General features: G+C 40.7%; 16 protein-coding genes and 1 pseudogene. 6 read left to right on the top strand and 11 right to left on the bottom strand.

The window, feature by feature from the left end; all coding sequences use genetic code 11:
* Positions 1-270 precede the first annotated feature (270 nt).
* Positions 271-471 (top strand): annotated as a pseudogene (locus AAA970_RS17005) (YbaK/EbsC family protein); the annotation flags it as partial.
* A gap of 234 nt (positions 472-705) precedes the next feature.
* Here AAA970_RS17005 and AAA970_RS17000 read toward each other — a convergent pair.
* From AAA970_RS17000 to AAA970_RS16980, 5 genes are all read right to left on the bottom strand, one after another.
* Positions 706-2238, bottom strand: coding sequence for an amidohydrolase family protein (locus AAA970_RS17000; protein ID WP_338238087.1), 1533 nt, complete (start codon positions 2236-2238; stop codon positions 706-708).
* A gap of 431 nt (positions 2239-2669) precedes the next feature.
* The gene (locus AAA970_RS16995; RefSeq protein ID WP_060687676.1) at positions 2670-3200 is read right to left on the bottom strand and encodes a DUF3124 domain-containing protein; all 531 of its coding nucleotides are present in this window, start codon (positions 3198-3200) and stop codon (positions 2670-2672) included.
* Between the two features lie 121 nt (positions 3201-3321).
* On the bottom strand, positions 3322-5007 hold the full coding sequence (ggt, locus tag AAA970_RS16990) for a gamma-glutamyltransferase (protein WP_338238086.1): 1686 nt from the start codon (positions 5005-5007) through the stop codon (positions 3322-3324).
* A gap of 561 nt (positions 5008-5568) precedes the next feature.
* The gene (locus tag AAA970_RS16985) at positions 5569-6537 is read right to left on the bottom strand and encodes a zinc metalloprotease (protein WP_338238085.1); all 969 of its coding nucleotides are present in this window, start codon (positions 6535-6537) and stop codon (positions 5569-5571) included.
* A 342-nt stretch (positions 6538-6879) separates the two neighbouring features.
* Complete coding sequence (locus tag AAA970_RS16980; protein ID WP_338238084.1) at positions 6880-8094, bottom strand: Lcl C-terminal domain-containing protein; 1215 nt, start codon at positions 8092-8094, stop codon at positions 6880-6882.
* Between the two features lie 163 nt (positions 8095-8257).
* On the opposite strand from AAA970_RS16980, the gene AAA970_RS16975 reads away from it, so the two are divergent.
* The gene (locus AAA970_RS16975; protein WP_338238083.1) at positions 8258-9046 is read left to right on the top strand and encodes a glutaminyl-peptide cyclotransferase; all 789 of its coding nucleotides are present in this window, start codon (positions 8258-8260) and stop codon (positions 9044-9046) included.
* Between the two features lie 536 nt (positions 9047-9582).
* Here AAA970_RS16975 and dapB read toward each other — a convergent pair.
* Positions 9583-10386: a 4-hydroxy-tetrahydrodipicolinate reductase gene (gene dapB, locus AAA970_RS16970; RefSeq protein WP_338238082.1), complete on the bottom strand. Its 804-nt coding sequence runs from the start codon at positions 10384-10386 to the stop codon at positions 9583-9585.
* Between the two features lie 510 nt (positions 10387-10896).
* Here dapB and AAA970_RS16965 point away from each other — a divergent pair.
* Complete coding sequence (locus AAA970_RS16965) at positions 10897-11478, top strand: Crp/Fnr family transcriptional regulator (RefSeq protein ID WP_338238081.1); 582 nt, start codon at positions 10897-10899, stop codon at positions 11476-11478.
* On the opposite strand, the gene AAA970_RS16960 is transcribed toward AAA970_RS16965, so the two are convergent.
* Positions 11423-12112, bottom strand: coding sequence for a DUF4386 domain-containing protein (locus AAA970_RS16960; protein WP_338238080.1), 690 nt, complete (start codon positions 12110-12112; stop codon positions 11423-11425). The two genes, AAA970_RS16965 and AAA970_RS16960, sit on opposite strands and share 56 nt — an antisense overlap.
* A gap of 1118 nt (positions 12113-13230) precedes the next feature.
* Between AAA970_RS16960 and AAA970_RS16955 the strand changes: the two genes are divergently transcribed.
* On the top strand, positions 13231-15120 hold the full coding sequence (locus AAA970_RS16955) for a biotin/lipoyl-containing protein (protein WP_338238079.1): 1890 nt from the start codon (positions 13231-13233) through the stop codon (positions 15118-15120).
* A 120-nt stretch (positions 15121-15240) separates the two neighbouring features.
* Here AAA970_RS16955 and AAA970_RS16950 read toward each other — a convergent pair whose 3' ends face one another.
* Positions 15241-15852, bottom strand: coding sequence for a hypothetical protein (locus tag AAA970_RS16950; RefSeq protein WP_338238078.1), 612 nt, complete (start codon positions 15850-15852; stop codon positions 15241-15243).
* A gap of 101 nt (positions 15853-15953) precedes the next feature.
* Here AAA970_RS16950 and AAA970_RS16945 point away from each other — a divergent pair, with 101 nt between their 5' ends.
* Positions 15954-16607, top strand: a complete 654-nt coding sequence (locus AAA970_RS16945) for a hypothetical protein (RefSeq protein WP_338238077.1) — start codon at positions 15954-15956, stop codon at positions 16605-16607.
* A 368-nt stretch (positions 16608-16975) separates the two neighbouring features.
* Here AAA970_RS16945 and AAA970_RS16940 read toward each other — a convergent pair whose 3' ends face one another.
* Positions 16976-19069, bottom strand: coding sequence for a M43 family zinc metalloprotease (locus AAA970_RS16940; RefSeq protein WP_338238076.1), 2094 nt, complete (start codon positions 19067-19069; stop codon positions 16976-16978).
* Positions 19070-19829: 760 nt separating this feature from the next.
* On the opposite strand from AAA970_RS16940, the gene AAA970_RS16935 reads away from it, so the two are divergent.
* Entirely contained in the window at positions 19830-21599 is a 1770-nt protein-coding gene (locus tag AAA970_RS16935) for a BspA family leucine-rich repeat surface protein (RefSeq protein WP_338238075.1), read from the top strand.
* 258 nt (positions 21600-21857) lie between these two features.
* Here the strand turns inward: AAA970_RS16935 and AAA970_RS16930 are convergent, their stop codons facing one another.
* Positions 21858-23141 (bottom strand): hypothetical protein, encoded by a 1284-nt coding sequence (locus AAA970_RS16930; RefSeq protein ID WP_338238074.1) that lies wholly within the window; start codon positions 23139-23141, stop codon positions 21858-21860.
* Entirely contained in the window at positions 23138-23839 is a 702-nt protein-coding gene (locus AAA970_RS16925) for a DUF4625 domain-containing protein (protein ID WP_338238073.1), read from the bottom strand. The genes AAA970_RS16930 and AAA970_RS16925 overlap by 4 nt, the downstream gene beginning before the upstream one ends.
* Between the last annotated feature and the right edge of the window lie 725 nt (positions 23840-24564).

Below are 24564 nucleotides of genomic sequence, written 5' to 3'. Positions count from 1 at the left end.
CCGAATTATTCACCGCTAAATTTATTAACCAATCGGAAGTGGCTTATTTTTAGTTCTTTGAAGCTTATTTTATTTGAATACTAATAACCCAAATTTGAGCAAGCTTGCTTTCTCCTCATTCATCTGTTTCGGTGGAAAAAATTCGAATTAGGAAAAATTCCTTCATTTTTCCGCCTTACAGCTAAACGAAGATTTAAGCATGAATAATCCGGGTTAAAACCCTCATTTTAAGAGAGGATAAAACGGCAGTTGTGGTAGCTTGTATCCGGGGGGCAGGAGGTGAACTTAAAAGCACCCGCCCGGCTATCGGGAAATAAAAAAATAGAGATGGTGCCCATGAAAGAAGTATTGCCATTGATCGGTTATATCCGTGGAGGTTGTTCCCCTTTGGGGATGAAGAAAAATTATCCTACTTTTTTTGATCAGGCAATATTGGATTTAGATACCGTCAATATTAGTGCGGGTTTATGAGCGTGCTTAAAAGCCAAAATTCGCAACTAAAATTTGATTATTGCAGAAGCGATACGGGATTATTTTAAGAGAATTGCAGCGTTATTGTTGAGAAATAATTTCAAATCGCTTCCAATAATGCGAATTTGAAGTCGGATGGTGGGCTTTTAAATATGCTCTAAGAGGTTATCAGTTAAAATTGGTTCCACGGGATTTAATCGTGCTGACCAGCGGGCAGGTGGGGGAAATAGGCCACTAATCTTTTTTTTGATAAATCGTCTTTCCCCCTTTTATGGTTCTTGTCACCTGAATTTGCGCTAATGCTTGAGCACCTACCTTCAGTGGATTTTGATCAAGGATGACAAAGTCCGCTAGCGCTCCGGTTTTGAGGATACCTTTTTCTTCCTCTTCCCCTAGTTGAAGTGCAGGATAAGCAGTGAGGCATTTCAAAATCTGATATGTATCTTTTAAGGTGTCAGGCTGAAGATTTCTCATGTGTTGCATTAACAGGAAAGGTCGAAATTCGCCAAAAGGATATTGGCTTCCAATAGCGGTGGGAATATGAGCCTTGAGAAAGTGAGAGAAAGAATGCTCCAGCGGTGTATGGGTGGGTGCTGAAAGATTTTGATTTTCGGTGTTCAAAGGAAATAAATAGCATCCTGCAAGCTGAAAGGATTTGATATCGGCAGCGGTCAATTTAGCGGACAGTTTAGGGTTGAGTAAGACAGGATTGGGCCACCCTTCTTTCGGATAACCCATTGATCGAAAAAACTTCATTAGGACATCAGTCTCCGGTATATTTTCCACATTCAACCAAATGGGGATTTTTCTTTGTGTTAAAAGTGTGATTTGTTTTTTTAAGGTCGCCAAAGCGGCCTCATAGAGCATCTTTTTTTGATTCAGATTTTCCGTAAGAGCATAGGTATTCGAGATTCCCTCCCCCTCCTTGGAAATTTTTACCCCCTGAATTTTTAGTTGGTGTTCATAGTTTCCAATGGCAAATTCAAGACTATCATTTTGCAGAAAGGTATAAGTTTTAAAAGGGAGTAAAACGGAAATATCTTGAAGGAGCGCCTGTCTTTCTGCGGCTATTTTTAGGCAAATCAGCTCTTGCAATCGGGCATTTCCATCCTGAATATGGGTATATCCATTTTGTGCATAGAGGTTTTGAATCTCTTCAAGCCGAACTAATTTGTCCTCTATATCCCCCAAAGGAAGATTGTCGAAAACCGAATGCCAGGATTCTCCTCTTAGCCAATAATTAGTGAGCATTGCGATTTCTTCCGGCTGGGGGAATAGCAGGTTTTTGCTCATGGCCCATTCGAAAGCTTCGCTATTTAATAATGCAGACTGAAAATTCTCATGGATGAGCACCACCTTTTTATCGGGGAAATATTCCTCTAACAGTGCCGAGGTGATTTTTTCTTTGGGGGATAGTTTTTCCGGTTTGAGTCCCCAGGCAACAAGCCATTCCTGTTCATTTCCCGCAGAAAGTTTAAGATGATAAAGGATATTTGATAATTGATAGTCCTCTCCAATCGTTTTTGGGGATATGTCCTGCCAATGCGCCCGTCCCAGATCAAATGAAAAGTTACTGTACAGGTCAATGAATCCCGGTAGTAATGTTTTGCCCTTCAGGTTTATTTTTAGGTGTTTGGGGAATTGGGAGTGTGCCTCATTTAAATCACCCAAAAAAACGATGTGTCCATTTTGAACCACCAGCGACTCCACATATTCCGGAGTATCTCCTCGCATTGTAAGGATTTCTCCATTGTAAAAAAGGAGCATTTTACTTTTGATACGGTGCTTTTTGCTCCAGTTTTTTTTATCGGAATCACAGCTTCCTAAGAGGAAGGTAAATAAAAAAAATACAATCAGGCCTTTGTTCATCGGAGGAATCGGTTCTAGAATACCAATGAATTCTAAGTACTGAATGTTTGATGCCTTTGGGAATAATTCTTTATGTTTTTTTAACAGGAGTCATTCACCCTTAAACCCTCAATTAGTTGCATGCCGGGAAAGAGGAAGCAATTTATACTACTGCTAGTTTTTTCCCGGGAAACTGATGAATGACAACTTAGGCTCCCTAAAATTGGGGCTATTATAAAAATCAGTTCATTCATTCTCAACGATCCGATAACAATCCCCTTAGTGTAAGCATCTTCATGTAGGGATTAATATTTCGGATTAATTTGGTATTGGCAGCATTAAATTTAGCCTTAGTCCTCCCAATGCAGAGGAACCATTCTGCTGGTAAACGAAATACTATGATTCCCCGAAATCCCGATCATTACGGCTTCAATTAATGGGGCATTGTCTTCCTGCACAAAGCCATAATCCACGATATAGTTTGCACCGGCACCTCCTTTATCTTCTTTATGTTCGATGATGAATTCAACAGAGTTTAACGGTGGAATTTCTATTGTTTTGGTGACATGCTTTTCCAGCAATTTCCCCTTTGAATCATAATAATCCATCCGGTTCAGGTACATGGTTTGGTTAAAGCAGGTATTACGGATAGATACCGTTGCCGTTAAAAGTACTTTTCGCTGTTCACTGATCAGGTAAATATCACTGTAAACGGGAATATATGCTTTTTTCTTTACGGAGAGACTGTCGAATTTTATTTCTGAAAACTGGTATTTGGGAGTAGGGATTTTAGCTTTATTTCGCAGAGGAGAGTTATTATTTCCACAGGAATACAAGGATAAGGAAATAAAAAAGGAGAGTATAAGGCTGATTCTGTTCATATGCTTACTTCAATTCGACTTTTGTGAATGAAATTTGCTTTAAGTTAATGAAAGGATAATGAATTCTCCTAATCCCTATCAAATTTATAATCTGTTGAGGAGGTGAGTCGCATTACGTTTTTTAGTATCCTGCTGCATGTCCATCTTTCCGGCTTTCGGAAGCTCCATAGTAAACCTTTTTGTTTTCATCCCACATAATGGCCTGATAACCGCCATAACTCCCTAAACTGTAACCCACCTGATGCCCTTTGTGTAATAATTCCTGGACGGTTTGATAGGGGAATCCTGATTCTAATTTTACTTCACCACCATTGGTCATTACTTCTCCGGTTGGCTCCGAAGAGCCCTGATGTTCCATCCTGGGTGCATCTCCGGCCTCTTGTAAATTCATATTAAAATCTATTAAATTCATCACAATCTGAGCGTGACCCTGAGGCTGCATTCCACCGCCCATTAAACCAAAGCTCACCCATGGCTTTCCATTTTTGGTGATAAAAGCCGGGATAATCGTATGGAAAGGACGTTTGCCTCCTTCCACTACATTGCGGTGGCCCTCCTCCAGGGAAAATAATTCCCCTCTGTCCTGAAACATAAATCCCAATCCCGGCGGCACCATGCCGGATCCCATACCTCTGTAATTAGACTGGATTAAGGAAACCATATTGCCCTCCTTATCGGCTACGGTCAGGTAAATGGTATCCCCATCTTTTAATTTACCCGCCGGATAGCTTTTGCCTGCCCGATTTGTAATCAGGCTCCTTCGCTTTGCCGCATAGTTTTTTGAAATTAACTCCTCTATGGGGATTTCTGCAAAATCCGGATCTGCATAATATTGGGCCCGATCCTCAAAAGCCAGCTTTTTTGCTTCCACAAAATGGTGGATATATTCCGATGAGCCAAATCCCCATTCCGCTACCGGATAGCCTTCCATGATGTTGAGGATTTGTAAGGCCGCAGTTCCCTGTCCATTTGGGGGGAGTTCCCAAATATCATAGCCTCGGTAATTGGTAGAAATGGGCGTCACCCATTCTGAATGGTGATTTGCAAAATCCTCAAAAGTCATTAGGCCTCCTTCTTTTTGTAAAAAATCAGCCATGGTTTTCGCCATTTCTCCTTTGTAAAATGCATCTCGGCCCTCTTTGGCGATGATTTTTAAGGTCTGTGCTAAATCGGGGTTTTGAAAAATATCTCCTTTAGAAAGGGGCTTGCCTTCAGGCATAAAGACATCCGCAAAATTGGGGTAATCTTTAAATCTTTTGGAAGAAGCGGTCAGGTAGTATCCAATTAATTCAGTAACAGGGAAGCCCTGCTCCGCATACCGGATGGTTGGTGCGAAAATGGTTTCCATTTTCAGCTGTCCGAATTTTTGGTGCAACTCAAACCAACCATCCACACAGCCCGGAACGGATACCGGTAGAGGACCAAATTTTGGTATGCGGTCCATATTCCGAGCTTGGAAGTATTTCAGGTCAAGCGCCTGAGGTGATCTTCCGGAAGCATTTAAACCGTATAATTTTTGATCTTTGGCGCTCCAGACGATGGCGAATAAGTCGCCCCCAATTCCGCTTCCGGTAGGCTCCATGAGACCTGTAGCGGCATTGGCCGCAATTGCCGCGTCAATGGCATTTCCACCTTTTTTTAAAATATCCAAGCCAATTTGAGTAGCCAGTGGATGACTGGTGGCAACCATGCCATTTTGGGCGATGACCTCCGATCTGCTGGCAAAAGTAAGACCGGTTACCCGATCTTGTGCCCTCAAAGGAGTAAGAAGGAAAGTAATCGCCAGAAAAAAGATCAGGTGCTTCATGGAATTTTTCGTTTGAGTATATGCTTATAGAAAAATATTCATAGTGGAGTACAGAAGCAAGTTTTTGAAATATTTTGTTTTTTATTGATTGTTAGCTGATTAAATAGGATGGGGAGTAAGTTGGGCTAAGGCCGTATGCCGGGGGCATTAATAACGGGTTAGGGGAAATCACTAAGGGGGATTTATTCACCGCTGAGTTTATGGATTCAAGCCAAGGGCTGATTAGTCGGGTGATTATAAGTATTTTATCTGATTTTTAATTGCCCAAATGGGGTGAGTTTGCTTTCGCGTCTTTCATGTGTTTTGTAGGAAAAAACCGAAATAGTAAGCATTACTTGATTTTTCCGCCATGCAGCTTAACCAGGATTTAAGCAGGAATAATCCGGCTTAATAATACCTGATCATTGATTGGAAAATGGTCTTGGAATTTTCGCTGATCGATCCATAAGATTTCCGTTTTAAATAGAATTGACGTTAAAAAAAGAGGCTGCTCCTTTTTGAGCACCCTCTTTGTATTTCCGTACACCAATGGTTAATCGGTTTAAGGAATTAATTTCTTAATTATATGGCCATTCCTTCACGGAAGCCACCCGGTGCAAATAGAGATAGCATTCTGTCTTTTTGTCCATTAGAAAACATGTACATACAGCCATCATTAACATAGTCCATATAGTTCATCGTCATGTCCGTTGAGCTACAACGGACAGTCGGGAATGAAGGACAGCCATAATTTGGCCCATCTGAAATTGGGGTGTCTGCCACAAAATCATCTACACCACAACCGCCATCGCCCCAAATGTGGCGAAGGTTGAGCCAGTGCCCCACTTCATGGGTGGTAGTTCGTCCCAAATCGTAAGGGGCGGATAGGGTACCTACTCGACCAAAGAAATTGTAGCCGATCACTACTCCATCAGTAGCCGCTGGTCCCCCGGGGAACTGTGCATAACCCAAGATGGTGCTTCTTCCCGATTTGATGCTGTTCACCACCCACATATTTAGGTATTGAGAAGGATCCCACGGATCCACTCCACCTTTGGAGGCTTTTTTCATGTCATCATTTGGTCTCCAGCTTCTTTTGGAGGAGTAGGTACGGGTGATGGCATCTAATTTGAAATTTAAGCCAACGTTGGCCGCTACACCGCTGAAAACTGAAGGAATCAAACTGGCATCTGAATTTTGAAGGTTAAAATCTTCATTCAGGACGTCAATTTGAGATTGTACCTGGGCATCTGAAATGTTTTCTGCATTGGTACGATAAATTACATGCACCACTACAGGTATTTCGATTTGACCATTTACCAGGCGTAATTTAGTGATGTCGAAATTGCTAGCTTGCTCTTCGATTACCTGGATGTTGTGTGCGAATTCCGGATTGTTGGCCATTTGTTCATCAAAGACTTCCATAGTGCCACATCCTCTACCCTCTAAAGTGGTAGTCTCTTCCTCTAAAGTTAGATTTTCTTGTTTTAATTCGTTGTTAGTACAAGCAAATGACAATAGGAGAAGAGCGAGTAAAAATAGATTTTTCATTGAGTAAGGTTAAAATTGGTAAAGACCAAAACTATTGAAAAATTGTTGTATAACAAATCTCTTGCTTTTTGAAAGTTTTGAAACAGAGTCAATTTAAAGAATAAAATTTGGAAAAAAGCTTAATCACTTAACGCAACAATAACTAATATGGGCTTTAGTAATAATGTTTGAAATAGGGTGAATTGTATTTTTTCAAGTTCAAAAAATTTCAAAAAATTTTTATTCCTTACATGCATTTTTATTGGGAGTCTAACCGATTGCGACCTTAATATTGCGCAATTTGAAAATGCATGAAGTCCTCGGGTTGCATGTAACCTGAAAAGTAATCATTGATGTCATAAATTATAGATCTCTTACTAATCTAATGTAATTGTTGATGCTGATAACATCTCCCTGAGGTCCTTTACCATGGGGGAAGTTGGCAAGATCTCCGGTTTTCGGATCACTTCTTTGCGCACCTGCGCCATGAACGTCCATTAAAACGCCCTTTCCATTTCGTTGGTGTGGAGGCTTAAAGTAACCCATCGCCTGTCCGAATGAGATGTAAATGGCCTGCCGCCCTCCCTTTTGGTTGATATGTGTGGTAGAAGTCCAAAAAGCGGGATAGTCTTTTTGTCCATTTGAAAGCCGTATAGAAGAGATATCGAATTGTTCATTAATGGCGGCTTTGCCATTTTTTTGAGGACTATTGGCGTAGTCCACGATGCTTTGCAGTTCTTTGGCATTGGGTAAGCGCCAGTCACTATAGCCTAAATATTTTTCCTGGTTTCGCTCTTGTACCCAGGCCAGTGCCTTTTCCCAATTCATGCCTTTTTGGCTATCCATTTTACTCCACATTAATCCTGTCGCCAGATCCGAAATGGTGCTGTTTTGATGGTCTTTGAATTCGTTTTTTCCATATTCCGGATTTCCCCTGACCAAACGTACCATAAATTGTTTTCCGGATTGGCTTCGCGGGTCATTCACCGGATAAGCTTTTATGCGGCCATCTGCGAAATTCAATCCAAAAACTGCCCGGTCCTTGCCCATTACTTTTCCCTCATAAAAGGTACTGGAAAGCAATTGGCTGTCGATGATACGTGGGCCATTGGCGCTGTATTCAAAATCAAAATAGCGGGTATCAATAAAGGGTTTAGCCTGATTTGGCAATTGCTTCATATCTGGCCCGCTGATGTCTACCCCACTAAAATTAAGCAGGGAGTACACTTCTTTGATAGTGGGAACACGCCAATCGGTGTAGCCGCCATCCTCACAATTTTTCGCCCATTTTTGAGCCTCTTTCACCGTCATAATTTTATAGGCTTTTTGCCAGTACAAACCGGTGTTGCTATCCAGGACGATGTCCTGTTCTATTTTTTGATAATTCGGTGGGAGAGCTGAATGTTGGGCATCTTGTCCATAAAAGGCTTCCCCTTTTTGGGGAGGACTAATAGCGTTTCGGTTGTCAAAACAGCGGTTTTGTCCAGTGTCTACTATTGTATAGGGGAGGAAGTGGCTTGCTTGGGCCATCGATAAATAAGGGAGGAGCAGTAATAAAAGCAGGATCAGGTTTTTCATGTAATCATTGATGATTTGAGGGCCAATTAAAGAGAAGGTCAGGTATTTTGGAAAAAGGATCAATCAACGGCTCATTATTTTCAATCAATGGCTTTTCCGACTGAAAAAATGGCTAAAGGAAATATTATTGGAGCATATAAATGATTTTTTCTATCTTTCGATTATGAAAACACAAATTTTGGCACTAGGCCTTTTAATGGCAGTGGCCGCCTGCGAAGAGAAGCATAACAATCAAAATAATAATGCCACCCAGGAAGTGGTTGAAGACAAAGGTTATGATGTCTTAATGACCCTTGGTCACGATACCGGCTCTTTCACTCAGGGCTTGGTTTTTCATGAAAACACCCTTTTAGAAAGTACAGGAGGTAATGGTACCTCCTGGATTTCGGCGATAGATTATACCACCGGAATTGGAGAACGGAAGGCTGATCTGGACGATCGCTATTTTGGGGAAGGCATTACGGTGATGGATGGGAAAATTTATCAGTTGACCTGGCATGGAAAGACAGGCTTTATTTATGATGCCTCAACTTATGAAAAGTTAGATAAATTTCGATATGATTTTGAAGGTTGGGGAATAACGCATGATGGTAATAGTCTGATTATAAGTGATGGATCTGAACACCTACGTTTCATGGATGCTACTTCCTTTTCCGTACTTAAGGAAATTAAGGTGACGGAAAATGGCCGCAAGGTGAGCTATCTCAATGAGCTGGAATATATCAAAGGCTTTATCTTTGCCAATCAATGGCAGACAGATGATATTTTGAAGATTGATCCGGCGACGGGGAATGTAGTGAAACGCTATAATTTCTCTCAACTCGCTGCAGACAATAAGCAAATGAATCCACAGGCTGATGTCTTGAATGGTATTGCTTATAATGCGACCAATGATCAGGTATATATCACCGGTAAGCTGTGGCCAAGAGCTTATATAATTCGGTTGCGATAAAATTGAAAAGGCCCGCTTTGGTGCTTTTATTGGAGAACGGCCTTTTGGCCGCTTTTTTTTTGTTAGGCCTCAATTATTATATTGTCCAAATTGTTTATCCCTAAATTTATGAGGTCGGCTTAAAAGGTTTATGGTCAACTTAATAAGGTTGTGCCTATTGATTTATAAATAGACAAATATGGGCAAGATTGCTTGTTTCTCCTTCATCTGTTTTCTTGGGAAAAAATGGAATAAGGAATTATTCCTTCATTTTTCCCCTTGCAGCTAGACGAGGACTTCAGCAAGTTTGATTTGGGCTATGTTTATAGAGTAAATGAGTGAATTTACCCTTTTGATTGATGTATTTACAAAGAGCGTTCAATCAATGGTGGCAGATGAAGAATGGGAACTTAGGGAATGATGTTGGTTCATAAAACGCTGTTTGGGGCCTGATTTTTTTGTCCCATAAAAATCCGGCAAAAACACCTCTGTATGCCAATAGGATGGCTCTTTCATAAAAAAAGGAGGCTTGATTCGCCTCCCTTTTATAGTTTTGATTAGTCCATTACAGTGTCCAAACCACGTTGAAAACCTTTTAACTTGCTGACCTTCCGGATAGCCAGTAAGGCCCCTCCGACATATGGTTTTGCACTTCCGCCGGCATTATGCTTAATGGTGAGTTGTTCATCCGGTAATCCAAAAATGCTCTCCAGCGCAATGTTAATACCGGGCAAACGAACCGAATGTACTTGTGTGCCATTCAAATCTGCCCCGCGAATTTCCTTTGGTCCATTGATTTGATCTACGGGGATCACTTTTTGGGAGGCACCCACTTTAGAAAGTCGATTGGCCAATTCTTTGGCACTGCCACTTGGACAGTCCTTTTTCTCTGCTTTGGCATAATCAATAATTTCCCAGGACGGCATATAACGTGCCGCCATTTCGGCAAATTTGTTTAATAGTACCACGCCAATAGCAAAATTTCCAACGGCCAGAACAGATTGTTCACAGCGGTCTGCTGCCGTGGCGATTTCCTGATAGTCACGGTCATTTAGTCCACTGGTACCGATAATTACGTCCAAAGAAGCAGATAAGGCGGTCATGACATGGTGCTTGGCAATTTCAGCTTTGGTATACTCCACAAAGATATCCGCCTCAACTTCAACCGCTTCTTCAACGGTCTTGAAGATTGGGATTTCGGCTGTTAACCCAAGGTTTAGAATTTCATTCAGATCACCACCAGCATTTTTTCTGCTTATTGCGGCAACCAATACTAAATCCTCTGCTGCCGCTATCCCTCTGCACAATTCACTGGCCGCCCAACCGGTCGCACCTGCTACAATTATTCTTTTCTTATTCATTGGTGTTATATTGCAATCGATGAATTTGTTGTAAATATACGAATCTGAAACTTTTATTTAGCCCTTGGTTTTTTTCATTTTTCCTTTTCTATATGAATTCTTTTGTGGCAGGGTATAATATGATTTTCTCAATGGGTAGTAGGTCTTCCAATTTCAAGTTTTCCATTGTATTTTCTTCAGGTACCTGCAGTAGCATCGCATGAGGGAAATATCCAGCTGTATATATGTGATAATGAGGCAGGGCTGCTTTTCGGTTGGTTTTTATTCTTTGTGGCTTTTTTAAGGATCTTACCAAAAATGAATAGTTTAAAGGGTTATTGATCCCCATTATTTGCTATAAAAAGAGGTAGAATCGGATTGTTTTGATAAAATAGCCGACTTATTGTTGAGGAGTTTGCCAGAATCACTTTTAATTATTCGAATTTGTGGAAGAGGGTGTAGGTTGAAACATATTTAAAAGTTTTAATTTGTAGTAGTCTTTGGATTCCGTTCCTAACTATTTTAAATATCATGCAAAATCTTCTTCAACAATACCTACAGGCCTTTGATATCCTTTCCGCTGAAGAAGTGGAATTGATTGTTCGGGAATCCGATATTCGGTTTTTTCCCAAGGGAAGCATTTTATTACGAGAGGGGGAGATTGCCCGGCACTGTTATTTTGTATTGAAGGGTTGTGTGCGAGAGTTTGTGTTGAAAGAAGGGGAAGATCGCAGTACTAATTTCTTCCTGGAGGGAGATTCAGTGACTGCTTTTAGCAGTCAGAGGGGAACGCAAGTGTCTGCGCGCAACTGGGAATGTCTGGAAGATTGTATTTTAACGGTGGGGACGGAACAGCTTGAGAAAGAAATGTGTCAAAAAATTCCAAGACTGGCAGATTTCATTTTGCAGGAGGTGGAAAATCAAAATGGTCGTATTCAGGATCAATTAGCGCATTTTATCATTTCCAATCCGGAGGAACGTTATGGGCAATTATTGGCACAAAGGCCGGAAATATTTCAACGCGTTCCTCAACATCAAATTGCCAGTTATATTGGAATTAAGCCGGAGTCTTTAAGTCGTTTGAAAAGTCGGCTTCAAAAGAAGGGGTTATAGGTTTGAGGCCTTTGATCATTATCCACAAAATGAATATTAATTCCCCCATGCTCAGTACTTCGCTGATGCTATAAATATAGGGAAGACCGGGGAATAATAGGTTAGAAATGCCTCCGATAAGGTAGCCGCAACCCCCCAACCATAAAGCGCCGGTGATCCAATTCGGGAATTGTTCGGAAAGTTGTGTTAATCGACCAAGCGGGAAAAGCCATAATCCCCAAAACAGTTCAGTTAGGGTCTGCCCTTGTTGGTATAGCAATAAATGTTGGTAAAAGATGGCGGGCTGATTCCACACCTCTGGTAATATTAATTGATGCGTTTCGTTGTATATCGTGAGGGGGATACTCAGGTAGGCAAATGCAATCATAAGCAATGCCTGAGGTTGGTTTACCTTTTCAAATAATCGGAAAAGCAAGAATGGAATGATGATGAATAACAGCTGGGTGATTAGCCTGCCTAGAATGCCTAAACGAAATATCAAAAGGTGCTCTGATAAATAGCGGATAGGTTCGGATTTGGCTAAGCTTTCCGGGATAATAACGATACTTGCAATGCCGATGATCATCCAGATAGGGTATAAGATTCGAAGTAGTTTAATGTTGGTCTTCATAATAGGAGTAGCTTTTGTTTTCATGATGGTTAAGCGCCTGTTTATAAGCACACCATCCGGTTGCAAATTCGAGTTATTGGTAGCGATCTGGATAATTGCTCAATATTAGTCATGCTTTTTTTTCAAAATATTCCTTTATCGCTTCTGCAATAGTCAAATGTTCGCTGCGAATTTTGGCTTTTAAACACGCCTTAAGATAGCGGCTCTTTTTCCCCGGTGCATTGACTTTAGTTAAGAAATGACTGGTGGCTTGGATAATTGAAGGACGCTTGGATGAGCTGGGGCCTTGCTGTAGTAGTTCTTTAGCGTGCAGGTATTTAAAGCCAATAAGTGAGCCCCTTCAGTATGTTATTTATTGTAGTTTGCCTGATATTGTTGTTGTCTGACGTTGTAAATCAAAATTGAATTCTTTGAAGTGTTAATTATGCCATATTTTGGGTGGTGATATTTTTTATATATATGATTGATTTTTGTATAGTTTTAGTGAGGTTATTTTTTAATTAATTTGATTTTAACTTAAATCCGGACTGACAAAAGAGTGGGTTAGGGGTGATAAAAGTCATGTAAAAGCGCCGTTTGAAAGTATGATTGTGGTAACTCTTTTTTTCTATAATTTCAATTTTTATGTTGTTCCTTTTTTGGGGGCGTAATTTATTGCAATACGATGCACGGCAGTAGGATAACCCGTTTCCTTTTTCTGGTTAGAGTAATTAATGTTTTGATTTTTAGGGTGTTGTTTCGAATTTTTATAGGAGGTGGTAAAGCTTGATATGATCTCGATCCGAAAATTTCGGGTAATTAGATGCTATTTCGTGGCCATTTTTTTGAGACTGAAACGCTTTCTTGTTAAAGGGAGTTGGTGTTGAAAAGGTAGCCTGGCGCATTTATTTTTTTTCATGCGATGCTATCGATAGTATTATTTTATTGATTCAAAACAGGTTGATATTATGATAAAAGTCATTCTTAATTTAAACTATGCGCTGGCTTAATTTTTTTTTCATAAACAAATCTTTAGAGCTGATTCAAATCATATTATATGCAAGAGGAATTGTATTTCTTGCCACCATAGTGTTAATATTTTTTTTGAACTTTCATAGAGCAGGAGATAGCTAACTGTTTGCTCTTAAATAAATATCAGACCAATGACAAGAAAACTTTTAATTCGAGATTTAACACTCAGAGATGGTCAGCAATCTTTGTTTGCGACCAGAATGACACAGGATCAAGTTGAGCGTCTGCTTCCGGATTACAAGGAGGCTAACTTTTACGCGATGGAAGTGTGGGGTGGAGCTGTGCCTGACTCTGTGATGAGATATCTCGGGGAAAATCCGTGGCACCGCCTAAAGAGCATCGATGAAGCTGTTGGCGGCATTAGTAAACTTACTGCTCTTTCGCGTGGACGTAACCTTTTTGGTTACACGCCTTATACCGAAGAGATTATTGAGGGATTCTGTAAAACCTCGATTAACAATGGTCTGAATATCATGCGTATTTTTGATGCGTTGAATGATACGGATAACGTAAAGTCGACCATTAAATACGTAAAAAAATATGGTGGTATTGCCGATTGTGCAGTATGTTACACCATTGATCCTCAGTATGATATTACTTTTGCGGATCGTGTGAAAGCTATTTTCACAGGTAAAAAACTTCCAAAACCAGTATTTACCGATCAATATTTTATTGATAAGGCAGTAGAGTTGGAAGGCCTGGGAGCTGACATGATCTCTATAAAAGATATGAGTGGTTTGATTCCTCCAATGCGCGTAGCGAAATTGGTGAAAGAATTCAAATCAAGATTGAGCATTCCTGTTGATTTCCATACCCACTGTACGCCTGGTTACGGTACTGCAGCGGTATTGGCTGCGGTAATGAGTGGTGCGGATATCGTGGATACCTGTATCTGGAACTTTGCAGGTGGTTCCGCTGGTGTTGCTATTCAGTTGATGTACGTTTTCTGTCAGAAGTTGGGCATCGAGTTGGATGTGAATATGGAAGCCGTTGCACGTATCAATGAGAAATTGATTGATATTCGCGCGGAATTAAAAGATTTTGATGCTTATGCGAGTCTGCCAAAACCATTCAACCCATTAACTGATCAACTTCCTGCGAATGTGGATCAGTTATTTGATAAGGCGATCGCTGCGGTGAATGCGGGTAATGAAGACGAATTGCTTGCAGCTTGTCACCAGATAGAGGATCACTTCAACTTCCCGAAACCAAATACCAAGGTAAAAGAGGCGGAGGTTCCAGGTGGTATGTACTCCAATATGGTAGCACAGTTGAAAGCGTTGAAATCTGAAGAAATTTTGGATGAAGCGATGAAGCTGATCCCTCAGGTACGTTTGGATGCCGGTTTACCTCCATTGGTAACGCCTACCAGTCAGATTGTAGGGGCGCAAGCAGTGAATGCAGCTTTGAGTTTGAAAGCAGGTAAGGACATGTATGCCAACTGTTCTAACCAGTTCAAGGCTTTGGTGAAAGGAGATTATGGTAAGACGCCGATTCCGGTGGCGCCTGAGTTCCGTCAGAAAATCTGTGGTTTCCCTGAGGAACGCCCGTTCGATACCAGCAACTATAAGAAGCAGGATAATCCTAAATTGGCGGATGCAGGTAACGTTCAGTTAGCAGAGAATTACGAGGAAGAATTGTTGTTGGAATTGTTCCCAACAGTTGCTCGTCCTTATTTAACTAATCTGAAGAAGAAGCAATTCGAAGCGAACAAGCCTAAGGAAGTTGAAAAGGTTGTTGAGAAGGCAGCGCCGGTAAAACAACTTCAATTTGGTAAAAAGATGGATGCGCCAATGCCTGGAAAAGTGGTAAGCATCCTGGTGAAAAGCGGAGACAAAGTAGAACGCGATCAGCCGATCATGATTTTGGAATCTATGAAAATGGAGAACAGCATTTTTGCAGAATACAGCGGATATGTGAACCATATTATGATTGAAGAAGGTCAGACCATTGCTACTGGTGAATTGATGCTTGACATCGTGAAGTCACAGGATGAAGTGACTGCTGTAGAAATGGCATAATATCGTAAGGGATATACGATCATTATATACAAAGCTCTCCATAACACTGGAGAGCTTTTTTTATTTTTGGGGCTTCCTGATTTCTCCTTGAAGGGAACAGCGGGAATTCAGGCTGCCATATTAATCCATAGCCGGTTTTTGTTTTTGGACTTTCTGCTCTGTGGGTTCAAGGAAAGCTTGGAGGGTTTCCATGGTAAATATCCGGCAGGCATCCGTAAGCACCGTCAGTTGATTTGGGGTAATATGATTTAGGGCCGTATCCATGGGTGAAGGCTGATGATAAAAAATAAGCCTGTTCCCTTTTAGTTTTGGTGGTGCCGGAGGAGGGAGTTGCGTGTATTTTGATTGATTGGAATTTTCTAGGAGATTGCGAATAGCGACTATTTCCGTAATACGATCTCCGAAAACAAAGTATTGTTGATCAACCTCCAAACTCTCCGGACATCCCATTTCACCCACCAGTAAGATTAATTCTTCGATAGATTGTTGTCCCTTAACCCATTTTTCGACTCTTACCTTCACCCTCGATCCTTTTCCTTTGGTTTGGAAGACGGGCTGCATGGATTCATCAAATTTCAGGATGGCGATCGGCCTGACGACCATTCCGAAATCAGCTTCTTTCAGCATTTCTTTGAATAAAGCAGGGGTTAAATTTTCGCACGAACAGGCCTTCGTGCTCACATGAAGGGTAGTCGCAAAAAAGAACAGGTGGAGGTAAAGCAGGAATTTCATTCTCGAATATAAACCGGAGGTAAGTTTTTTGCAATGGCCGCGGAGTGCATTTCCTTGAATGCGCTATAGCTGGCCAAAATCGAAAGTTTTTTATTAAATTGATGAAAAATTTCATTCTGTACAACATGGCCATTGATAAAGAATTTAAGGAAGCTTTAAGCAATTTACCCGAAAAAGAAAAAGATAAGCTGATCTTGCGGCTGATTAAAAAGGATCCGGCCTTGATGCGAAAACTGCATTTTGAATTGGTGAGTGAAGATAGCTCCGAAGACCGTCGGGCAGAAATGGAGGATTGGATTATCGATAGGGTAACGTATGAAACCAAATCCTTTTATAGTCCAGGTTATCTGATGATGGGGATGCGGGATATCAGTGGAAGAATAAGTGAGCATGTGAAAACCACTAAGGATAAATATGGGGAAGTGCGTTTGAATTTATTGATGCTCAATGAAGTGCTGCGGAATAATATTGTAAATATTCAGGAGGCACCTCCGCGGAAAGTTCACAAGCTTTGTGTTTATGTAATCGCGCGGGCTTATAAAATATTAACGCTGATCAAGGGATTGCATGAGGATTACCAGATTGAATTTCATGAATTACTGGAAGAGTTGGGGAAGCTGATCGGGAGTAGTCATTATTTAATGGATGCGGCTATTCATAATGGTTTTGATGTGAATTGGCTGATCACCGGGGAATTTCCGGATGATATCGGGCAGATTCAGAAAGATTTGCGTGCGCAGGGATTTTTGAAGTAATGTTGTGTTAAAGGTATATTTAACGGAAAATATTGTTTTCCATGGGAATTTGCTGCTCTGTACTATGGGGTTCAAATTGTAAAAAGAAAGTAGACAATTCGAAATACAAAAAAGCTGCCTTTTTCAAAAGGCAGCTTTTCGTTCTTAAAGCCGAATTATTCACGTTTAAATTCTCTCTTTGCGGCAGGGCGGAGATAATAAAGGAGTTTTCCTATTTTGAGTATTTACCAAGAAGCACACGAAGGAGGAAGAAGTAAGCCTATTCAAAATGGGCCGATTAGGAACTCAGAAAGACCAACCTCAACGAGCTAGCATGGAGTTTCTTAGGGCGTTTTACTAAATCTAGCGTTCAATAATTCGGCTTACAGCTAAAGTATTAGTACTTTATTGACTAATATATTATCTTTTTCTATTACGCGTAATATATAAAATCCGGGCTCTAATTCAGAAACATTGATTTCATTATTAGTATTTGAAATTGATCCTGTTTTAGATACTTTTCCAGAGGTATTCACCAGGGTATATTTTGCATTGTTCAGTTTTCCCATAAAAACTTTTAGTGTAGTGAATGCTGGATTCGGAAATACAGCAAAACCTTCCGGAATAACCCCTTCCTGACGTACGGAGTACTGACTGGCGCGTGCATTGTCGTCTATACAAAAACTGGAGGTTTCGCTGGAGCCAAAACTCCCTCCTGAGGCTAATATTGATCCACCTGCGGTGAGGCTGTAGGAACCATTTCCATAAGAACAGCAAATGCCATCTCCATAGGAGTCATAAATTACGAAATCATAACAACCATTTTCTAAAGCAATGTCTTCTACCAGAGTAGAGCCATCTGCCGCTGATCCATAAGTGCCTCCGGAGGCGATGACGGTCGATCCCTCTAATATTTCCCATCGGGTTTCCTCGGGATAATTGTCGAAAGTGATGGTTAATGTCGCCAGAGTAGTTCCGCCTGAACCTCCGGAGCCTCCACTGCCATCAGAACTGATGGCGAAAGCATCAATGGCCATATCTCCCTGCCAGGTGCTTCCCGTAGTACCTACATATTTTAGTTTAATCGTACTGCCCAAATAGTTGTTAAGGTCCAAGCTGACTTCATTCCAACTATTTCCCTGATTGCCGGAAATCGACCATAGATTCGTCCAGCTTCCATCATCAACCGATATTTGCAAAGCAAGATTCCCCATATTGGAGGCACCATACAGGTGGTACTGGAAAGTAAGTACGGCAGCGGATTGATTGCTCAGATCAAAACATGGGCTTAATAGCTCCGCTACTTTTGAAGGGTAATTTGGCGAAGAGGATTCCACATACATATAATAACTACCGTCCACGGCTGAAGCGGGTCCGGTGTTGGAAGATGGAGTGCCGGAAGCATCTCTGGTCCAGTCGAAGTCATCTCCGCTACCTTGTGTCCAATCGCCTAAACCGCTTTCGAAACTTTCTGCATAAGGATAATTTTCGATAGTATTTGAACAGCTTGGCGTTCCGCCACCTCCGCCAGGAGTGTAAATCGGATCCAATAAAAAGCCTTCTCGGCCACCACCATTGGCAAAAGTGGCCTGCATGCGGTTATCTTGTCCGGCAGAGAACATGAACATACAGGCGTCATCCACATAATCCATATAATTCATGAACATATCATTTCCCGGAGAGGAAGGGCAGCTGTTCGTGCCAGCAGAAGGGCAGCCATAGTTGGGATTGCCCGCAACCGGGGTGTCGCTCACAAAATCGTCTGCCGAGCAATTGCCATCCCCCCAAATATGGCGTAGATTGAGCCAGTGGCCTACCTCGTGAGTGGCAGTTCTTCCGCGATCAAATGGTGCGGAAAGATAAAAATTGCTACCTCCGGTGGCAGTGGCATCTCCAAAATATTGAGGTGACATTACCACGCCGTCAGTCGCCAGGCTTCCTCCGGGAAATTGGGCATAGCCTAAAATTCCTCCGCCAATATCAGCGACCCACATGTTTAAAACACGTTCCGGCTCTACAGGCGGATATTCATATTTGACGGCATCATTTGTGCCCCAGGTATCGCGACTATCAGAGAACCTTCTGATTTCCAAAATTTCGAATCGTAGTTTGGTGTCGCCGGATCTGACCGATTGAAACTCCGAAGGGGTGTTGTCATAATCACTATTGGTGGCGCCAAAGTCTTTGTTGAGGCGATCTATTTGGGACTGTACCTGTGCATCTGAAATGTTCTCGGTGGCATTGGCGTAAACCACATGTATGACACAGGGGATAATGATTTGATCTCCGGAGACTCTGAATTGCTCCGGGTTTTCCTCAAAGCGACGGGTGAGATTTTCAATTTCGTTTTGTCTTCTGGCGAAGTCTGGGTCAGATTGTAATAAACGTTCATGAACTTCTTCTGTGGCACATAGCCTTTTTTGCGCATAGGCGAAATTAGTAATGGCCATAGCCATCCCTAATAATAGTAGGTTTTTAAACATAAGTATTAGGTTAAGATTGGTATGGTATTCTAATGATTCGTGATACGGAGGGATCTAAATGCTTGAGAACAGCATTTTTAAGACTATTTTCCAGATGCCTCCATATTAATATCGATTAAAATCATTGGATTACATATTGCAATAATACAACATCATTGCTAATAAATAAAACAAATTTAATACACATTGTTAAAATTCCAATTATATTCCTATTTACTGAAAATCAATAAGTTCAAAAACGCAAAAAAAATCCTACTTATTAAAAGTAGGTAGTGATTTTGCGTTTTGTGAAATATTAGAAAAATTATACTGTATTTCTTACAAGGTGGAGGGGGCGGCGGTAAGGAGCTAAATTTTGCTGAGGAGGCGTTATTTTAAATTTATTAATGGTGGTTTTTCGTAGTTTAGTTTGAGGTTTGTCCTTATTTAAGGTGGTGTTAAAGCGAGCATCCCTTAGGAGGATTTGGCAAATTGAGGCAGAATAATATCTCGAGATGGGGTTTATGTTAAAAATTAACTATTTGTCTGGCTTGTAATTTTGTGAATTGACGGATTTTTTTGGGGATGGAGAGGGGGAAAATACGCCGCCATAATAGGGATCTCTAATTCATTTGGATTAATAATTGAAATTATCTGATTAGTGGTTGTTTATGGGCTCTTTTATAATAAAGCCCTCTTAAGTAACCCTTGTATTATTAATTATACTTATATTGAGTTAAGGCTAAGTGCTGAATAATATTTTTAAAATTACCAAAAGTAGATGTCTATTATTTCCATGAATAAATATTTATTCATTATCCATTTTTTTGTGCTATGTATATTTACAAAAGTAGATGTTTATGGACAAAAAAGATCTTTTATATTTACTATTGAGATTCCGGAGGAAAGTAAGGATTTCGAGATCTATATTGACGGAAGTGCTGGTATGAATGGAGCCAATTATACTATTCATTGGGGGGATGGCAGTAGTGTCGCCAGAGGAGGTGATCAATTAGAATCCATTAGGCATACCTATAGTAAGGAAGGGCAATATCAAATTAGCATTAGTGGTCATTTTCCTCAAATCAATTTTGATAATCCCACTATTTGGAGGTATCGAGTAATCAATCCTAACAAAATTATTTCAGTAGATCAATGGGGGGGTAATCAATGGTTCAGCACTAATCGAATGTTTCGGGGCGCATCTAATTTAGTCAGTTTAGCAGAGGACATTCCCAATTTTAGTCAGGTCACTAATATGTCCGAGATGTTTTATGGCGCTAGTTTATTTACCGGAGGAATCTGTAATTGGGATGTGAGGAATGTCACAACTATGTCTGGGATGTTTTCTTACGCTCATTCCTTTAATGGGGATGTTAGTACCTGGGATGTGGGGAAGGTAACGGATATGTCCGAGATGTTTTCATTTGCTCGTTCCTTTAATGGAGACATCAGTAAATGGAATGTGGCAAGTGTAATCGATATGTCCAATATGTTTTGGAGCGCTAGTTCGTTTAATGGCGATATCAGTACTTGGAACGTAGGGGGTGTCACTCATATGTCAGGTATGTTTTCATACGCCAGGTCATTTGGTGGCGATATTAGTAACTGGAATGTGAAGCATGTAAGGGATATGTCTCATATGTTTTATAGCGCTGTTTCCTTTAATGGAGATATTAGTAGTTGGGAGGTGGGGGAGTGTTCCGATATGTCCGGGATGTTTTGTGGTGCTACTTCCTTTGAGGGGGATATCAGTAAATGGGATGTAGGAAATGTCACCGATATGTCTAGGATGTTTTCAGAGGCTTGTTCATTTACTGGCGATATCAGTAACTGGAATGTGGAGAATGTAACCGATATGTCCGAGATGTTTTGGGGAGACAGTTTATTTAATGGAAATCTAAGTGCTTGGAACGTAGGGAGTGTAACAAACATGTCCAGGATGTTTTCCGGCGCTCGTTCCTTTAATGGGGATCTTAGTGGTTGGAATGTAGAGAATGTATCTGATATGTCTGTAATGTTTTCATTCACAACTTCCTTTACCGGTGATCTCAGTAATTGGGATGTGGGGAATGTCACCGATATGACCAGGATGTTTTGGGGTGCTCGCTCCTTTAATGGAGATATAGGTCATTGGAATGTGGATCAAGTAACATCTATGGTTAAGATGTTTAGTGATGCTAGTTCTTTTAATGGAGATATCAGTAAGTGGAATGTAGGTAAGGTGGCTAATATGGAGGGGATATTTTGTGGTGCACATTCTTTTGATAGAGATATCAGCAAGTGGGATTTCAGGAGTTTGAACGACTATTCCTCGAATAGCAGTCCATTGGGGCATTTCCTTGATTTCACTGCGATGAGTCCGCAAAATTATGAGAAATTGCTTATCAGCTTATCGAATCAAGAAATAATAGAAAAAATTGAAGTGGGTGCTGAGGGCCTAAACTATTGCAGTGTAGTAGCAAAAATAGCCCGAGATAAACTTCTCAATGAAAAAGGTTGGCGCATAGTGGGGGATACGCTAGGCAAGGATTGTAAGGATACTGATTGAGTAGTGGAAATGGAGTCAAAAGTCTTTGATAGGGGCTTAGTATTTCCATTAATAGTATCTCCGGATTTTATACTCGGAAGGAGGTAGAATAACATCTCAATTCGAATAGGAAGAAAATGAGCCTTAGCAGATTTTAATATGAGTCGGGTTCTAGCTTGGCTGAGCAGGGGATCCAAAATTATGGCAATGAATTAAAAAAAGGCCCGCTAAAATAGCGGACCTTTAAGCATTGGGATAATGAAATTTTATCTGTACTTGTTAGTGGTTATCAATCGGATGCTCTTCTACATTGCCGTAAACTCCAAAATCAGCGATGACTTCTTCTGATTGGATAGGGCTATACTGTACTAAATCCTCTGCATCGAATCGATCGATTTTAGCATCGCCCTCCGCATGCACATAAACGAATTTCTTACTGGCAGCGATTTTAGCATTTTCACCACCTTTGTATTGTGCCTTGGCGATTTGTCCGAAAGATTTTACTTCATGAGAAGTTAACAAGTGATCTTCCGTTAAAATGTAAAATAAGGTGCGCTCATAATCCATGTACCAGCTTTCAATGGCATCCCCTTCATATAATTTGCGGAATACTTCTTCGTTTTCTTCCGGGTCTGGATTGATTTTATAAATCGTACCGTTGCGATCAATTCCCCATACATGTTCTAAGTATGGATCCGGGAAAGCGCGTGATTCTCTTCTGTACAGCATTTCGGTAAATTTGGTGTTTCCAAAATCTTCCGGATAAGGAATGATCTCTTCAGATACCGGATAATTCGGGTCATCCTGGTCTGCGATGATTTTCACCCGCAATAATCCCTGGTCAGTAGCAAATACCCCGAAACTTCTGTTCCAAACTTTAGCATGTCGGACAGCCGAATAAACTTCATTGAACTGATCATAAGTTTTCAAAATTTTTTCCGTTTCCGCATTGATGATTTTAATCTGATTATCCGCATCCACGATTCCAAAATAATCCTCCATATTGATGTTATCAATATGAATAGGATTTACACTTTCCTTAACAGTACCCAATTCCTTGATTTCACGGGCCGGTCTCTTGTGGATCAGATCTTCATTGGTGGTATAAAAAAAGTTGCCCGAGTTTTTCGATCTGTAAGCGATAAAAGCTCCAGGCCAGCTGGGCACTGTTGGATTGTCCACCTGAGTAGAGATACTTATTTCAGGTTCGTAAGTGTGCCAGTGGTTGATATGCCAGTCCAGACCAGTGAAGATGGTTTCAACATGGTTCTGCCCATAAACTACGATATAGTCTACTTGCTTTGAGGTCTCCTGTTTGAATTTGTATCCCAGTTCTCTGCCGTATAATATATCCACACGGTCATCATGTGGCTTACGCAATTCAATTTCGGTATTATGAAAATAAGAGATGGCAAGCTTTACTCCTTCAAATTCAAGGAAAGATGGATCTTCTAATGGAGGGTTGTTGTCTTCTGGAGGAGTGGTCCCATCCGTTGGTTCGTCGGCTTTTGAGCATCCTGCGATAATCAATAGGGCGAATAATAATTTGAAAAGTTGTTTCATTTTACTGAGTAAGTATATATTAAGGTGTTGTTTTCTTTGTCGTTTGCCGTTATTTTGATGTGGAAAGGCTCATTTGTAGCATCGGCCTCTTCAATTTTCATTTTATCGCTAAAGGGCAGATAGTTGAAATCTTCATGGCTGAAATTGTAGTATTGATTGGAGATGGTTTCATCCAGAGATGAAATGATTTCAATATTTACATCCTTTATAGGGTAAAGCGATAGCAGGCCAAATGCAATATGGATCTCTTCTCCCGGTAGAATTTCTCCTTCTACCGCAATGTTTTGCAGCTCCATGGATGAAAGTAGTTTAAGATCTCCCATCTTTTTAGTTTGCTGACCGATCTGATCTGAAATTTTAAATTGAATCTGGTAATCACCAGCCAGGAGTTCATTTGAAATCACCGGATGTTCATGAATATGAGGGTTTCGAATACCCTTATAGTTGTCGGAGTAATCCCATATTTGTACCGCTTCTCCGTTTTGATCGATGATAGAAAGCACCACCTCATCCATTCTTTTTTCGGCGTAAACCTCAGCGGCAAAATGCAAATCAGCCCCTATATAGCCGATTCGATCATCTCCATGTCCGTCTCCACCACGGCCATACTCGAAATTAAAAATCTCCAATTTGGGATCTTCTGCCTCCTGGCAGGATAAGCAAATCGCCAGCAAAAGTAGCGTGTAAATCTTCTTCATTAAATGAAATATTGTTGCAAAAACAAACTAGGTTGCAAGTATGGCGTTTAAAGAAGGGGTTTTAAAATAAAACGAATGAGAAAAAGGTTATAATCCCATTTTATTGTCTTAGGGGCTTTGATTGAAGCCACAAAATTTCAGAGGGGAGAGCGGTTTCTTAATGTGCTGTATTGTGAATTAGTCCATTCTTTAGATATTTAATTTGCTGATGGTTTAAGCCGGTTTGTAGTTACTTAAATCCTCATTAAGTTGCCGGGCGGGAAAAAATGAAAGTAATTTTTCCTATATCAAGTTTTGCACAAGGTAGCAGAAGAATTAATGAACGAGTCAGCTTATCCAAATTGAGGCTATTAATATATCGAGGACGGAAGCTGATAATCACCGGCATTAAGTTTATAGGTGAGCATCTCAAACTTAGCAGGTCGTAATTGGGATTTTTTTAGCCAGAGCGAGTGTAGCCCCCAACGAAAAGGCCCCTCTATTTGAAAAGGGTATCACTTTACTCATCTCATTATTCCCTGATGCCGCTCTGATGGACGTTTGCAGGAAGTTCATAGGTTGCCTTGATTGGGCACCGCCAAGTTCTATTGTTCGTTATCAAGCGATATGCTAAATAAAAGGCAGAATATCGAAGCACAACATTCGATATGATCCCGGGCTTTTTTTGAAAATGAATAATGCCAAAGAAGTGAATTATGCACAGGATGGAATTTAATAAAAAGGGG

Origin of the sequence: Persicobacter diffluens, from assembly GCF_036244895.1 — a bacterium.
GTDB classification, from domain to species: Bacteria; Bacteroidota; Bacteroidia; order Cytophagales; family Cyclobacteriaceae; genus Persicobacter; species Persicobacter diffluens.
This window is presented reverse-complemented; position numbering and strand designations above follow the sequence as displayed.

Coding starts and splice junctions, on each gene's coding strand:
- AAA970_RS16940 (WP_338238076.1), bottom strand. CDS start 19,069: ATGTTTAAAAACCTACTATTATTAGGGATGGCTATGGCCATTACTAAT.
- AAA970_RS16985 (WP_338238085.1), bottom strand. CDS start 6,537: ATGAAAAATCTATTTTTACTCGCTCTTCTCCTATTGTCATTTGCTTGT.
- AAA970_RS17000 (WP_338238087.1), bottom strand. CDS start 2,238: ATGCTCCTTTTTTACAATGGAGAAATCCTTACAATGCGAGGAGATACT.
- AAA970_RS16980 (WP_338238084.1), bottom strand. CDS start 8,094: ATGAAAAACCTGATCCTGCTTTTATTACTGCTCCTCCCTTATTTATCG.
- AAA970_RS16995 (WP_060687676.1), bottom strand. CDS start 3,200: ATGAACAGAATCAGCCTTATACTCTCCTTTTTTATTTCCTTATCCTTG.
- AAA970_RS16925 (WP_338238073.1), bottom strand. CDS start 23,839: ATGAAGAAGATTTACACGCTACTTTTGCTGGCGATTTGCTTATCCTGC.
- AAA970_RS16955 (WP_338238079.1), top strand. CDS start 13,231: ATGACAAGAAAACTTTTAATTCGAGATTTAACACTCAGAGATGGTCAG.
- AAA970_RS16975 (WP_338238083.1), top strand. CDS start 8,258: ATGAAAACACAAATTTTGGCACTAGGCCTTTTAATGGCAGTGGCCGCC.
- AAA970_RS16950 (WP_338238078.1), bottom strand. CDS start 15,852: ATGAAATTCCTGCTTTACCTCCACCTGTTCTTTTTTGCGACTACCCTT.
- dapB (WP_338238082.1), bottom strand. CDS start 10,386: ATGAATAAGAAAAGAATAATTGTAGCAGGTGCGACCGGTTGGGCGGCC.
- AAA970_RS16965 (WP_338238081.1), top strand. CDS start 10,897: ATGCAAAATCTTCTTCAACAATACCTACAGGCCTTTGATATCCTTTCC.
- ggt (WP_338238086.1), bottom strand. CDS start 5,007: ATGAAGCACCTGATCTTTTTTCTGGCGATTACTTTCCTTCTTACTCCT.
- AAA970_RS16935 (WP_338238075.1), top strand. CDS start 19,830: ATGTCTATTATTTCCATGAATAAATATTTATTCATTATCCATTTTTTT.
- AAA970_RS16945 (WP_338238077.1), top strand. CDS start 15,954: ATGAAAAATTTCATTCTGTACAACATGGCCATTGATAAAGAATTTAAG.
- AAA970_RS16930 (WP_338238074.1), bottom strand. CDS start 23,141: ATGAAACAACTTTTCAAATTATTATTCGCCCTATTGATTATCGCAGGA.
- AAA970_RS16960 (WP_338238080.1), bottom strand. CDS start 12,112: ATGAAAACAAAAGCTACTCCTATTATGAAGACCAACATTAAACTACTT.